This window comes from Gordonia sp. 'Campus' (genome assembly GCF_022206305.1).
GTDB lineage: Bacteria > Actinomycetota > Actinomycetes > Mycobacteriales > Mycobacteriaceae > Gordonia.
Genome location: NZ_JAKOIW010000004.1, coordinates 263504 through 276955 on the forward strand (window position 1 = coordinate 263504; position 13452 = coordinate 276955).

13 protein-coding genes are annotated in these 13452 nt (G+C 70.1%); 3 read left to right on the forward strand and 10 right to left on the reverse strand.

Annotated features, from left to right (window positions below; translation table 11 throughout):
* Nucleotides 1-9: 9 nt before the first annotated feature.
* A complete protein-coding gene (fdxA, locus tag MAY35_RS06675) occupies nucleotides 10-339 on the reverse strand; it encodes a ferredoxin (protein ID WP_004019217.1) in 330 nt (109 codons plus the stop codon).
* Between the two features lie 448 nt (nucleotides 340-787).
* Between fdxA and MAY35_RS06680 the strand changes: the two genes are divergently transcribed.
* Together MAY35_RS06680 and MAY35_RS06685 are read left to right on the forward strand one after the other, a co-directional pair.
* Nucleotides 788-1393 carry a cysteine dioxygenase family protein gene (locus tag MAY35_RS06680; RefSeq protein ID WP_238420092.1) on the forward strand — a complete coding sequence of 202 codons (606 nt, stop codon included), beginning with the start codon at nucleotides 788-790 and terminating at the stop codon, nucleotides 1391-1393.
* The gene (locus tag MAY35_RS06685) at nucleotides 1390-1773 is read left to right on the forward strand and encodes a rhodanese-like domain-containing protein (protein WP_238420093.1); all 384 of its coding nucleotides are present in this window, start codon (nucleotides 1390-1392) and stop codon (nucleotides 1771-1773) included. Before MAY35_RS06680 ends, MAY35_RS06685 begins: the two co-directional genes overlap by 4 nt.
* A gap of 14 nt (nucleotides 1774-1787) precedes the next feature.
* On the opposite strand, the gene cofG is transcribed toward MAY35_RS06685, so the two are convergent.
* The 7 genes from cofG to typA form a co-directional block, all read right to left on the reverse strand.
* The gene (gene cofG, locus MAY35_RS06690; protein WP_238420094.1) at nucleotides 1788-3035 is read right to left on the reverse strand and encodes a 7,8-didemethyl-8-hydroxy-5-deazariboflavin synthase CofG; all 1248 of its coding nucleotides are present in this window, start codon (nucleotides 3033-3035) and stop codon (nucleotides 1788-1790) included.
* The gene (locus tag MAY35_RS06695) at nucleotides 3035-4585 is read right to left on the reverse strand and encodes an NAD(P)/FAD-dependent oxidoreductase (RefSeq protein WP_308192442.1); all 1551 of its coding nucleotides are present in this window, start codon (nucleotides 4583-4585) and stop codon (nucleotides 3035-3037) included. Before MAY35_RS06695 ends, cofG begins: the two co-directional genes overlap by 1 nt.
* A complete protein-coding gene (locus tag MAY35_RS06700) occupies nucleotides 4582-5724 on the reverse strand; it encodes an FO synthase (RefSeq protein WP_238420095.1) in 1143 nt (380 codons plus the stop codon). The genes MAY35_RS06695 and MAY35_RS06700 overlap by 4 nt, the downstream gene beginning before the upstream one ends.
* Nucleotides 5725-5816: 92 nt before the next feature.
* Nucleotides 5817-6236 (reverse strand): facilitated glucose transporter, encoded by a 420-nt coding sequence (locus MAY35_RS06705; protein ID WP_238420096.1) that lies wholly within the window; start codon nucleotides 6234-6236, stop codon nucleotides 5817-5819.
* Nucleotides 6237-6249: 13 nt separating this feature from the next.
* Nucleotides 6250-7134, reverse strand: coding sequence for an N-acetyl-1-D-myo-inositol-2-amino-2-deoxy-alpha-D-glucopyranoside deacetylase (gene mshB / locus MAY35_RS06710; protein WP_238420098.1), 885 nt, complete (start codon nucleotides 7132-7134; stop codon nucleotides 6250-6252).
* 13 nt (nucleotides 7135-7147) lie between these two features.
* Nucleotides 7148-9142: an ABC transporter family substrate-binding protein gene (locus MAY35_RS06715; RefSeq protein WP_238420100.1), complete on the reverse strand. Its 1995-nt coding sequence runs from the start codon at nucleotides 9140-9142 to the stop codon at nucleotides 7148-7150.
* Nucleotides 9143-9207: 65 nt separating this feature from the next.
* A complete protein-coding gene (gene typA / locus MAY35_RS06720) occupies nucleotides 9208-11121 on the reverse strand; it encodes a translational GTPase TypA (RefSeq protein WP_238420102.1) in 1914 nt (637 codons plus the stop codon).
* A 207-nt stretch (nucleotides 11122-11328) separates the two neighbouring features.
* On the opposite strand from typA, the gene MAY35_RS06725 reads away from it, so the two are divergent.
* Complete coding sequence (locus tag MAY35_RS06725) at nucleotides 11329-11505, forward strand: hypothetical protein (protein WP_238420104.1); 177 nt, start codon at nucleotides 11329-11331, stop codon at nucleotides 11503-11505.
* Between the two features lie 6 nt (nucleotides 11506-11511).
* Here the strand turns inward: MAY35_RS06725 and MAY35_RS06730 are convergent, their stop codons facing one another.
* Nucleotides 11512-12381 carry a DMT family transporter gene (locus tag MAY35_RS06730; RefSeq protein ID WP_238420105.1) on the reverse strand — a complete coding sequence of 290 codons (870 nt, stop codon included), beginning with the start codon at nucleotides 12379-12381 and terminating at the stop codon, nucleotides 11512-11514.
* Entirely contained in the window at nucleotides 12378-13424 is a 1047-nt protein-coding gene (locus tag MAY35_RS06735; protein WP_374237931.1) for an ABC transporter ATP-binding protein, read from the reverse strand. The genes MAY35_RS06730 and MAY35_RS06735 overlap by 4 nt, the downstream gene beginning before the upstream one ends.
* Nucleotides 13425-13452 lie beyond the last annotated feature (28 nt).

Sequence of the window (13452 nt, forward strand, 5' to 3'; positions counted from 1 at the left end):
CGGAGCGGGTCAGTCCTCTTCGTTCATGGGCGGGAGCCCCTTGATGAAGGCCGGATCGGCATCGGTCTTGCCGACCTTGCTGGCGCCGCCGGGCGAACCCAGGTCGTCGAAGAAATCGGCGTTCGCGCTCACGTACGGCTCCCACTCGTCCGGCACATCATCTTCGTAGAAGATCGCCTCGACCGGGCACACCGGCTCGCACGCACCGCAGTCGACGCACTCATCCGGCTGGATGTAGAGCATGCGTCCACCCTCGTAGATGCAGTCGACGGGGCATTCCTCCACGCAAGCCTTGTCCAACACGTCGACGCAAGGCTCCGCGATGATGTAGGTCACCACTCACTCCTTCGCTAGGGAAGATCCGGGTCGGCGCGACGCGATGAGCTGTTCGGCGTCGAACGGCTCTCCGGCGTCGGCGCCGGTGCGGCCCGAGGGCTGGTCGAACCGCACCCCACAGTATCCGCCCCGGTGGGGCCCACGACGAAATCGCCCCCTGCCGGATCGCGCCCCGAGAGGGCTGGGAGTAACGAGAATCACATGTGGGCGTCTTCCCGGAGCGTCGCCGGGGTCGGGGTTTCGCTCACTGTGCCGACAACTCTCGACGCCGGGCCGATCTCCGGGCATGGTCACCGCATGATCGTCATCGACGAATTCGTGATCGAGGGAGACCGTGCCGTCGCCGAGTGCGCCGGCGTGGGGCACGAACCGGTTCGACGGTCGATGTGCATGTGTTGTCGCTGATCGACCTCACCGACCGCCATCCACCGCTCCTCCCCAAGGATTCGCCATGACCTCGACCCTCGCCCGTAGCGCGCCGAGCACATCGCGTGACCGGCTCCGGACCGCCGCCCCGCGCACACTCGGTCACCTGCCGACCCGACTGCGACCCGCCGATCTCCTGCGCCTCACCGACCAGGGCGTGGCCGACGTACTCGACGGTCGGCACGACGCGCTCCTGCCGCACACATGGGACCCCCGTCATCGATGGTCGACGCGCCTGCACACCGACGACGACGTCGACGTCTGGCTGATCAGCTGGACCCCCGGCGAGGCCACCGAACTCCACGATCATGCCGGCTCGCTCGGCGCCCTCACGGTGCTCTCGGGTTCCTTGCGCGAGTATCACTGGACGGGAGACGATCTGGCGGTGCGCATTCTCGACGCGGGCGACCAGGCCGCCTTCCCCCTCGGTTGGGTACACGACGTGGTGCAGAACCCGACGATCCGACTCGCCGACACCGCCGACACGGCGACAGTCGCGGCGGCCCCGGTCGTGCCGACGCTGAGCGTGCACGCGTATTCGCCGCCGCTGACCGCGATGTCCTATTACGACATCTCCGAGGGCGGGCATCTGCGCCGCAAGCGCACGATCCTCACCGACGAGCCCGAATGAGCGAGAGTCGCCAGGCCAAGACCATCGCCGACGTCCTCGCCGACGCGCGGTCACGTATCGACCGCGTCGAGGCCGCGGACGTCGCAGGCGAACTCGCGGCGGGTGCCGTCCTCGTCGACATCCGGCCCGCCGCACAGCGGGCCGAGGAGGGCGAGGCCGCGGGCGCACTCGTGATCGAACGCAACGTCCTGGAGTGGCGGTGCGACCCGGCCAGCGACGCGCGTATCGCGCCTGCCGTCGACCACGACGTCCGCTGGATCATCCTGTGCTCGCAGGGTTACACGTCGAGTCTGGCCGCGGCGGCGCTGCAGGACCTCGGCCTACACCGGGCCACCGACGTCGTCGGCGGATACGAGGCGCTCGCACCGCATCTGGACTGAGACCAGCCGGCAGGTCAGGCGACGGCCGGCCAGGGGCGCGGCGCGGGCCGGGTGTCGGCGGCGAGTCCCGTGACGGGATCCGCCAGTGCGGCGACGTGATGAGCCAGCGCCGGGTCGATCCAGTCGTCACCGGCGAGCACGTAGGGCGGCTGCGCCGTGATGCGCTCGGTGAGAACGAAATCCGACTCGGCGGTCCGGGCGGCCAGGGCGTCGAGGTTCGGCCAGGGGCGTTCGGGATTCACGTGGTCGGGTGTCAGAGGCGACACACCGCCCCAGTCGTCCACCCCGGACGCGATGAGTGCGGCGCATTCGGCAGGCGACACCAGGTTCGGCGGCGCCTGCACCCGCATGTGCGGTCCCAGGATGATGCGGGCCACCGCGACCGCGGCGAGGAACTCGGTCATCTCGGCGTCCGGGGTCGATCGCATCGCGGTGTCGGGTTTCGCCCGGAAGTTCTGCACGATCACCTCTTGGAGGTGACCGCCCTGCGCATGCACCTCGGCGAGCGCGAGCAGCGATTCGGCACGCTCGCGCAGAGATTCACCGATCCCGACGAGGATGCCGGTGGTGAAGGGGACCCGTGCGGCCCCGGCGTCGCGCAGCACCTGCATGCGAACGAGAGGATCCTTGTCGGGACTGCCGTAGTGCGCCTGCCCCTTCTCGGTGAACAACCGGCGCGAGGTCGTCTCGAGCATCATGCCCATCGAGGGGGCGACCGGGCGCAGGTGGAGCAGCTCGTCGAGGCTCATCACGCCCGGATTCAGATGCGGCAGCAGGCCCGTCTCCGACAGGACCGCGACCGCCGCGGCCCGCACGTAGTCGAGGGTCGAGGTGTATCCGCGTTCGGCCAGCCACTCGCCGGCCTGTGGCCAGCGGTCCTCCGGACGGTCGCCCAACGTGAACAGTGCTTCCTTGCAACCGAGTTCGGCACCGCGGCGCGCGAGGTCGACCACCTGGTCGAGTTCGAGGTACAGACCTTCGCCCGCCCGTGCCAGCTTGCCCGGCACCGTCACGAAGGTGCAGTAGTGGCATCTGTCGCGACACAGTCTGGTGAGCGGGATGAAGACCTTGCGCGAGTAGGTGATCTGGCGCGACCGTCCGGCGGCGGCAAGCCCCTCGTCGCGCAGCTCCGCGGCGATGGACTGCAACTCGGTCAGGTCGTCTCCCGAACACGACAGCAGCGCGACGGCGTCGTCGACACCGATCGGCGCGCGGTCACGGGCAGCCGACAATGCGGCACGAATGGCCCTCGGGTCGGTCATCACTCCCCCTCCATGGTGGTCGCGGCGTTCGTCCGGTGGTGTGCGGTGTTCTCGTACGGGGCGGGATCGAAGGTCCCGTTGCGTTCTCGGAACGACACCGCCGTCCCCGGCCACAACAGCGTGAGGCGTCCGCTCTCCGGATCGACATACCAGCTGTCACATCCGGTGAGCCACACCGTCGATCGACTGCGTTCGTCGATCTCGCGGGTGTAGGCGGCTTCGGCCTCGGCCGAGACGACGAGCGTCCGCATGCCGTTGTCCCGCATGTGGTCGAGTGCACCGGCGACATAGTCGAGCTGCGTCTCGATCATGTAGATCGCCGAATTGTGCCCGAGCGCCGCATTGGGTCCGTCCAGCACGAACATGTTCGGGAAGCCGCTGACGACGGTGGACGCGTACGAGGTCATACCCGCCGACCAGTGTTCGGACAATAGACGGCCCGCGCGGCCCACGATCAACGACGCGGCGGGCGGACGCGCGGCCTCGAATCCGGTGGCCATCACGAGGACGTCCACATCGTAGGTGTGCCCACTGCGGGCGGTGGCCTTCGACTCGGTGACCGATGTCAGGGCGCTCGGTTCGAACACCACGTTGGGGCGCTGCAGCGCGGGATAGAAGTCGTCGCTCAGAAGAATTCGCTTGCAACCGATCTCGTAATCGGGCGTCAGCTGATCACGCAGGACTGGGTCGGCGACCTGCGCGTGCAGGTGACCGACGGCCCGCGCCCGGATCTCGTCGATGTCGGGCGAGAGGCCGAGGCGCTGACGGAATGCGACGTCGGCCTCGGCCAGGAGGCGGTTGCGCACCTCGTCGGCGACGACGGGGTCGAGCAGCTCGGCGCGTTCGGCATCGGAGTACCGACGGTCGTCCCGCGGCACGACATAGGGAGGTGTACGGCAGAAGACCACGAGGTCCTCGGCCACTTCGGCGAGGTGCGGGATGAGCTGGACCGCCGAGGCACCGGTGCCGACGACGCCCACCCGGGCACCCGCGACCGCGACGTCGTCGTGCCACGCCGCGGTGTGGACGACCTGACCGGGAAAGCTGTCGAGACCGTCGATCTCGGGGATACGCGCCTCGGAGAGTCGGCCGACCGCCATCACGAGCGACCGGGCGCGAAACGATGTGACCGTGCCGTCCGGCCTTCCCGTGCCGATCACCCAGCACGCGGCGGCATCGTCCCAGACTGCCTGGCGCAGTTCGTGCTCGAGCAGGATCCGGTCCGTGAGCCCCTCGTCGACGACGGTCTGTTCGAGGTAGTTGCGGATCTCGGCGCCGCTCGGGAAGCGCGACGACCAGTCCGCCGGCGGCCGAAACGAGAACGAGTACAGGTGGGCCGGGATGTCGCAGGCGATGCCCGGATAGGTGTTGTCCCGCCAGGTGCCCCCGACCGCGTCGGCACGCTCGAGGACGACGAAGGACTCGCGGCCCGAACGCGCGAGGGTGGTGGCCATCCCGAGACCGGCGATACCCGCACCGATGATGGCGACGTCGACATCACTGATCGGGGTCGCGATCGGTTCACGTGCGGGCGAGGCGGTCCCGGTCACGGACGCACCTGCGGGAGCGCTGTCCGGCGGTGGGGCTCGGGCTCCTGGTAGCGCGTGGTGCGTTGGCGCGGCATGCGGCCCGCACGCGCCGCGATGTCGACCAGGGTGTCGACGTCGAGCACCCGGCCCGCCTCCGCGCCCGCCCCGGGCATCAGACCGCCGTCGAGCAGCAGCCCGCCGATGTCGTCCGCACCGCCGCGCAGCAGCAGGTCGACGGTGTCGGCGGGCAGTTTGGTCCACGCCACCTGGATGTGGTCGATGAGCCCCGCGGACATGAGCCGGGCCACCGCATGAAGGGCGCGGGTCTCCCGCTGAGTGGCATCGGCCGTCGCAACGCCCACCAGGTGCGGCGGGACGTTCTCGCGGAGAAGCGGCATGAGGATCAGCTCGGTGAATCCCCCCGTCCGACGCTGGATTCCGAGCAGGGTGCGCAGGTGTGCGACCTGCTGCGCAGGAGTCTCGACGTGCCCGTAGAGCATCGTGGCGGTGGAGAACAGCCCGGCCCGGTGGGCCGTCTCGATGACGTCGACCCAGTCGGCGACGGGCGGGGCCGAGCCGGAGGGTGAGAGTGTCGCCCGGATCGTGTCGTCGAGGATCTGCGCCGCGGTCCCGGGCACGGAACCGAGCCCTGCCGAACGCAGCCGCTGCAGATGCTCGGCCACGGACACCCCGGACCGGTCGGCACCGTCGACGATCTCGGGCGCGCGGTAGGCATGGAGGTGCAGGCCCTCGGCCGCACCGGTGATCTCCTCGACGAGCCGGACGTACTCGGTGGCGGGCAGTTCGGCCGGCAGCGGACCTTGCATGCAGATCTCGGTGGCGCCGAGCCCCACCGCCTCGGTGACGAGGTCGGCGAGTGTCGGATCGCCGGGTCCGAGCCGGCTGACGACGGTGGTGTCGAAGTTGCGGTTGACGACGAAGGTGAGGGAATGGGGGTCGGTCACTCGGCACCGGACAGAGTCGGCGAGGTCGCACAGCTCTTCCAACTGAGGCCCGGAGGCACCCAGCAGCGCGGCCCAGCCCTGGTCGTCGAGGGCATCGGGACCGAGGGCGGCCGGGTCGTCACGAACACCGCGCAGTGCGGCGGTGACGCGCTCGATCGGGGCCGTGATGTCGTCGGCCCACGCGCGCAGAACCATGTCCCTCACTCTAACGTTCGGCCGCCGCGGTCCCCGCGCCGACGGTTCAGCGGTCCCCGCGCCGACGGTTCAGCGGTTCCCGCGCCGGGAGCTCAGCGCGGTGTGGCCGCGTTCCGCCCGGGTTCGGGCAGACGGCCGGACCAGATCAGGGCGACCGCCGGGCCGACACCCAGCAGGAGGAGCAACACGGTCTGCCACAGGAAATTCCCGCTGGGCGTCAGGACGACGTCACCGCCGGGTCCGGGGAAGCCGCCGGCCACGAGGACGACGAGTCCCCACGCGCCGAGTGGGCCGTAGCGCCAGGCCGTGGCCGTGAACCCGGCGGCGAGCCACAGCAGTACGACGTTGAGCAGACCGGCGACGATCGCGGCGACGGGCAGCGCGACGCCGCCGAATCGCTGGTAGGTGAAGGCCACCGCGAGCAGGCCGACGACGAAGCCGTCGAGGACGAGGAACCCGAGCAGCGCACGGTCGAGGGCGCGGCGTCGCGTGGGGTCGGCGGGAGCGGTCATGGCGTTGCGCTCCTCAGTCGATCCCGGCGAACAGGTCGGTTTCGCGGGTCCCGGCGTGCACGTCGTGCCGGTGCGGCTCGGTCAGGATGAAGTGCTCGTGGTCGGCGATGGGTTGCAGGATGTTGTTCGACAGCGCGTACTCGGTGCCCGACTCGGCGACGGTGACCTGGGTGGCGTGGGCGGCCAGGGCGGCGACCTTGTGTGGGAGGTATGTGCGGATGTCGATCTCGGTGGTGATGGCGTCGTCGGGGTAGCTGGGCAGTTCCCCGTCGACCGGCATGCGCCAGCCCTCCGGCACCGCGGAGACGCCGGCCAGCCCGGCCTTCAGCGCACTGCGTTCGGTCACCGATTCGTACACCTTGAGCGGACCGGCGCCGTGGTCACGGACGCGCCGGACCGCGGCGGCGGTGACCTCGTGGACGAGCTTGTGGTCGGGGTGGCCGTAGGTGCCGGACGCGTCGTAACTGACGACGACCTGGGGTGCGAAGTCGGCCAGGACCTCGACCAACGCGTCGACGGGTTCGTCGGACGGCGCCTGGACTAGAGCACGCGGATGATCGGCCGACGGCGAGCCGGCCATGCCGGAGTCCCGCCACCGCCCCGCTCCCCCGAGGAACCGAGGCCTCAGCGCCGGTTCGTCGACGGGGCTCAGCGCCGCCAGCGCGCGGGTGAGTTCGAGGATGCGGAACCCGCCCAGTTGGTCGGCGCCGCCGTCGGCGACCAGTTGCGCCCATTCGTCGCCGATGACCTCGCCCTCCTCCCCGAGCGTGAAGGTGAGGACCCGGACGTCGACCCCCTCGGCGAGGTAGCGGGCGATGGTGCCGCCGGTCATGATCGTCTCGTCGTCGGGGTGGGCGTGCACGAGGAGCAGCCGACGCGCGGCGACCGTCTCGGTCACGACAGTTCTCCGTTCACGACAGTTCCCAGTTCACGGCCGTCCCGAAGATGGACACCTGGATCGGCCCGGTCAGCGGAACGTCGCGCACGGCGGGCGTGGTCCCGGTGACCATCGAATCCTGGTACAGCGGAAGGTAGATGGCCTGCGCGGCCAGCAGCGGTTCGGCCTCGTTCAGCGTGGCGACCGGGTCGTCCTCGGACAGCGCGGTACGTGCGAGGTCGATCAGCCGCGGATCGCAGAGGCCGGAGATGTTGCTGGCGTAGCTGTCACCCGGGTCGCCGCCGCTGGGTGCGATGCTGGTGGGCGTCGGTGGCGTGGCGGGCGACGGCTCGGTGCCGGGCTTGGGCTGGTTGCAGTCCACCTGCGACGCCAGCGAGGCCGCGGGCGGCACTCCGAGGCCCGTCCAGCCGACGACGAGGTCGACTCGCCGGTTCGTCAGTGCGGAGCCGTACAGCTCGCTGTTGGGCAGGGTGACCACCTGCGCGCGGACTCCCGTGCCGCGTAGCTGGTCGACGATGCTCGACGCGGCGGAGATGGTCCGCGGATCCCCCGCGACCGCACCCACGCGCACGATCAGGTCCTGGCCATCCTTCTGGAACGGCAGGATCCCCTCCGGCAGGTCGGGCACCTCGGCGAGACCCTCCACCGGCGTCTCGCTCGGACCCGGCGGCGTTGATCCGCCCGCGGTCGACTCTCCTGCCGCCGACGGAGTCGGCACCGCCGAGGAGGACGGTTGCTCGGAGGCAGACGACTCGTCGGAGGCAGAAGGCACCGGATCTGCGGAGCCGACGGGTTCCGGCGCGGCGCGCCGGTAGCCCGCCGAGCCCAGTAGCGCGTCGATCTCGGCCGGCGGGGTCCGCGGGCGCGAGACCGGCGTGTACCCCGGATCCGACGGGGCGAACACCGTGTTGGCGAAGGGCTGGACGACCCAGTCCCCCGCACCGGCGAACGTGGTCAGGCGCGGGTCGATCAGGCCGAGGATGGCGCGGCGGACCTCGACCGAACTCATCGCCTCGGTGCGCGCGTTCACGCTCACCCCGAGCGATCGCGCGCTCAGACTGCGGGCCGTCTCGAGACCCGGCAGGGCGCCGAGTTCGGCTTCGGTCGCGGGTGAGGCGCCGAGCGCCACGATCGAGGAGTCACCCGAGCGGATGGAGTCGAGCATCTGCGCGGAGTTGCCCGCGCGACGCAACACCACCTGATCCAGGCGCGGCGGGGTGACCCAGTAACGGTCGTTGCGCGCGAGGCGCACCTCGTCGCGTGTCTTGTCGATGCCGACGATCGCGTACGGCCCGGCCGAGACCGGCTTGCCGGTGTCCATCCCCGTCTGGAAGCCGGCGGGCGCGCCCTTGAGGACGTGACTGGGAAGCAGGCCGGTGAACAGTTCGCGCCACGCCGGGTACGGACTCTCGAACCTGACCTCGACGACCTTCCCACCCTGACTGGACTGGACCGAGTCGATGAGCCGGTATCCGGCCGGGGCGACCACGTTGGGCTGGCGAGACATCTGCTGCCACAGGTAGTTGAAGTCGTCACCCGTCACGGGCAGACCGTCGGACCACTGCGCATCGGTGTGGATGCGGTAGGTGACCGTGAACGGTGCCCGCGAGGTGACCTCGGCGGAGGTGACGAACGACCGCTGCAGCTCCCACACCGTTCCGCCCGGCGTCTGGACCGGCACGAACGCGCTCGGCAGCGTCATCGCGGCGACGGCCGTCGTGACCGGGTTCTGGTCCGCCGCGATGTGTGGATTGAATCCGGCGCCGACCGAGTCGGTGGCGACGTAGATCGTCTTCGCCACCGGATACTCGGTCGGGGTGGGCGGCGGGCCGGTGTCCCGGACCGGGGGCGGCGGATCCGACATGCACGCGGTCAGGGCGACGAGCAACGCCGCACCGCACGAGAGCAGTCCGAGCGCGCGGCGTCGGACCGGGTGCGCGGCCGCGCTCCCCGTCCGACCCTCCGCACGGAGCTCTGGTCTCACGCGATTCACCTCGGATACCCCCATGAAGAAGAAGCTTCTCGGCCCATCGGACGTGTCGGCCCCACCGTCCCGGCCACCTGTCGCGCGGGTCAGGAACCGACGGCGGCGTCCCGGGACTTGGCCCGCGAACGCTCGCGTGCCCGCGTGTTCGAGTCGAGGTGCACCTTACGCACGCGAACGACCTCCGGGGTCACCTCGACACACTCGTCGGCGGCACAGAATTCCATGGCGGCCTCGAGGTCGAGCTGCATCGGCTTGGCAAGGGTCTCCATCACGTCGGCCGACGACTGACGCATGTTGGTCAGCTTCTTCTCGCGGGTGACGTTGATGTCGAGGTCTTCCTGACGCGGGTTGATGCCCACGACATGGCCCTCGTAGCTGTCGTCACCGGGGTTGACGAAGAAGGTGCCGCGGTCGGCGAGCTGGATCATCGCGAACGGTGTGACCGTGCCGGCGCGGTCGCTCACCAGCGAGCCGGTGTGGCGGGCGCGGATCTCGCCGGCCCACGAGTCGTATCCGTCGAAGACGGCGTTGGCGATGCCGGTGCCGCGGGTCTCGGTGAGGAAGTCGGTGCGGAAGCCGATCAGGCCGCGCGAGGGCACGATGAACTCCATCCGGACCCAGCCGGTGCCGTGGTTGTTCATCTGCTCCATGCGGCCCTTTCGAGCCGCGAGGAGCTGGGTCACCGCGCCGAGGTACTCCTCGGGTACGTCGATCGTCAGGTGCTCGAACGGCTCGTGCACCTTGCCGTTGACCTGGCGGGTGACCACCTGCGGCTTGCCGACGGTCAGCTCGAAGCCTTCACGGCGCATCTGCTCGACGAGGATCGCCAGCGCCAGCTCACCACGGCCCTGCACCTCCCAGGCGTCGGGACGGCCGATGTCGAGCACCCGGAGGGAGACGTTGCCGACGAGTTCGGCGTCCAGGCGCTGCTTGACCATGCGGGCGGTCAGCTTGTGTCCGGACACGCGGCCGGCCAGCGGCGAGGTGTTGGTGCCGATGGTGACCGAGATGGCGGGCTCGTCGACGGTGATACGCGGCAGCGGCTGCGGGTTCTCGAGGTCGGCGAGGGTGTCGCCGATCATGATCTCCGGCATACCGGCGACGGCGACGATGTCGCCGGCCGATGCCGATTCCGCGGGCGTGCGCTCGACGCCGACGGTGGCGAGCAGCTCGGTGATCTTGGCGCGCTCGACGACGGCTTCGCCGTCGACCTCTCGGCACCAGGACACCTGCTGGCCCTTGCGGAGGGTGCCGTTGTGGATGCGGACGAGCGCGAGGCGGCCGAGGAAGGCCGACGCGTCGAGGTTGGTGACGTGGGCCTGCAGCGGGGCCTCGGGATCGCCCTTGGGCGCCGGGACGTGTTCGAGCAGGACGTCGAAGAAGTCGTCGAGGTTCTCCCCCGCCGGGACCTCACCGTTGGCGGGCTGCACGGTGCTGCACTTGCCCGCGCGACCCGAGGCGTAGAGCACCGGGAGTTCGAGGACGAGTTCGGCGGCCTTCGCGGCCTCTTCGTCGAGATCCGACGCCAGGTCGAGAAGCAGGTCCTGGGTCTCGTCGACGACTTCCTGGATGCGGGCATCGGGACGGTCGGTCTTGTTGACGACCACGATCACCGGCAGCTCGGCCGCGAGCGCCTTGCGCAGCACGAACCGGGTCTGCGGGAGCGGCCCCTCGGAGGCGTCGACGAGCAGCACCACACCGTCGACCATCGACAGGCCGCGCTCGACCTCGCCACCGAAGTCGGCGTGACCGGGGGTGTCGATGACGTTGATGACCACCTCGGTGCCGTCCGGCTGGCGCCGGTGGACCGCGGTGTTCTTGGCGAGAATGGTGATGCCCTTCTCACGTTCGAGGTCACCGGAGTCCATCACCCGGTCGACGACCTCGGCGCGCTCACCGAAGACGCCGGACTGGCGCAGCATGGCGTCGACGAGTGTGGTCTTTCCATGGTCGACGTGCGCGACGATCGCGACGTTGCGGAAGGTGGGGGCAGCGCTCACTGGCTCTCTTTCGTGTGGTTGGGGACCGGCATCGGCGGCCGGCGGTCGGCACAGCCGAACGTCTACGACGCTCACGGCCGAACAGCTCTGACCGGCGTGGGGAGCAGATCACCTAGGGATTCAAGGTCACAGAGTATCGGCTCCGGCGGTGAGACCGCGATCACAGCTCCCGGAAGCGCCGGACTTAGGGCCTGCTAACCTCGCGTCATGGGCAAGGTCGACCCGACCAGAGTGGGCTCGTTGAAGCCCAAGAAGAAGTGCTGCAAGAGCTCCACGCGCTGCGTTCGCTGCCCCGTGGTGATCCACCGGATGCGCAAGCTGGACACCTCGGACATGTCGAAGAAAGAGCTGCAGAAGGCGTTGAAGAAGGCGCGTGCCGCGTGAGATCGGCTAGTTCGGCGGCACCTCGTCGGCCTCGTCGGCGGACCTGACCGCGACGGCGAGCGCGACCGCCGCGATCCCGACCGCCTCCAGCGGCCGAGGTATCTGGCCCAGCGCGACCAGCCCGATGACCGATGCGGTCACCGGCAACAGCGCCAACAGGATCGCGAACCGTGCCCGGCCGACGCGCCGGAGCACGATCTGATCCAGGGCGTAGGGCACCGCCGTCGAGGCGATGCCCAGCAGCAGGCCCTGGCCGAGGACCACGGGCAATGACGCACCGGCGCGTACGGCGTCGGCCACCCACCACGCGAGCGGCGCCGTGACGACTGCGGCGACCGCGAACCCGGTGGCGAGGTCCTCGACGCCCGAGCCGCGGGCCGCGACCCGCTTGCCCAGCACGATGTAACCGGCCCAACAGGCCGCCGCGGTCAGGGCGAGGATCACCCCCAGCGCCGTCCCCGACCATCGGACGTCGGCGATCAGGAGCACACCGACGACGGCCAGGACGAGCGCGGCGACGTCTCGTCGTGTTGCCGAACCCAGTGCGGCCACCACGACCGGGCCCAGGAACTCCAGCGCGACGGTGGTGCCGAGCGGCAGATGCACGAGCGCCTCGTAGAAGGCGATGTTCATGCCCGCGGTGATCAGGCCGAAACACCCGGCGAGCCGCAATCGCTCCCAGCGCCAGGCGGTGCGCGGCGGCCGCACCCACAGCAGCAGAACGATCGCGGCACCCGCGATACGCAGCCACGCGACCGCAGCCGGCGAAATCACGTCGAACAGTCCGACGGCGACGGCAGCGCCGAGGTACATCGACGTGGCCCCGACGATCATGAGCCCGGGCGGCACGAGGAGGTCGCGTCGAGCCGCGGTCACCGCCCGATCACCGCGACACGTTCGGGCACCAACCGGATACGCACCCGGTCGCCGATCATCACCGGTTCGTCGGTCACCGCATCGATCTCGCCGGCCACGGTGTCCAGGCGCACCCGCGGTCCGGAGGGCAACTCGGCGACGAGGCGCACCGTGCCCCCAGCCGTGTGACCCCCAGCCGTATGACCCCCGGGCTCCCGACCCTCGAGGAGGCTGCCGACCTCGACGGACTCCGGACGCAGGCCGAGTCGTACCGACCCATCGGGCACATCGAGGGGCAGGGCACCGAGAACGGTGTCGGCGACGCCCGATTCGACTCGTGCGTCGAGAACCGTTGTGACACCGAGGAATCGCGCGGTCCACTCGTCGGCGGGACGGCTCCACAGGTGCGCGGGAACACTGGTCTGGACCATCGCGCCGTCTCGCATCACACTGATCACGTCGGCCATGGTCGCGGCTTCGGCGTGGTCGTGGGTGACCACCACGGTCGGCACTCCCGCGGCCCGCACGATCTCCGAGATCTCCACCGCGAGTTCGTCTCTCAGCCTCCTGTCGAGGGCCGCGAGCGGCTCGTCGAGGAGGAGCAACCGCGGCCGGGGAGCCAGTGCGCGGGCGAGCGCGACGCGCTGGGCCTGCCCGCCGGACAAGGTGTCCACCTGCCGCTTCCCGTAACCGGGAAGACCGACCACGTCGAGCATCTCGTCGACGCGTTCGGCGATGCGCCGACGCGGCCATCGGCGGACCCGCAGTCCGTAGCCGATGTTCGACGCGACGCTGCGCCCGCCGAACAATTGTCCGTCCTGGAACACGACGCCGAAATCCCGGCGGTGGACCTCGACCCCGGCCAGGTCCACACCGTGGAATCGCACCGCACCCCGGGTGGGGACCTCGAGTCCGGCGACCGCCCGCAGCAGTGTCGACTTGCCGCACCCGGACGGGCCGAGGATCGCGGTCACCAGCGCGCCCTCCCCGCCGACCTGCCACGACAGACCGTCGATCACCGTGTCGTCGCCGTAGGCGACGGTGAGATCGGAGATCGTCAGCACATCACCGGGCGACACACCGCGACCCACC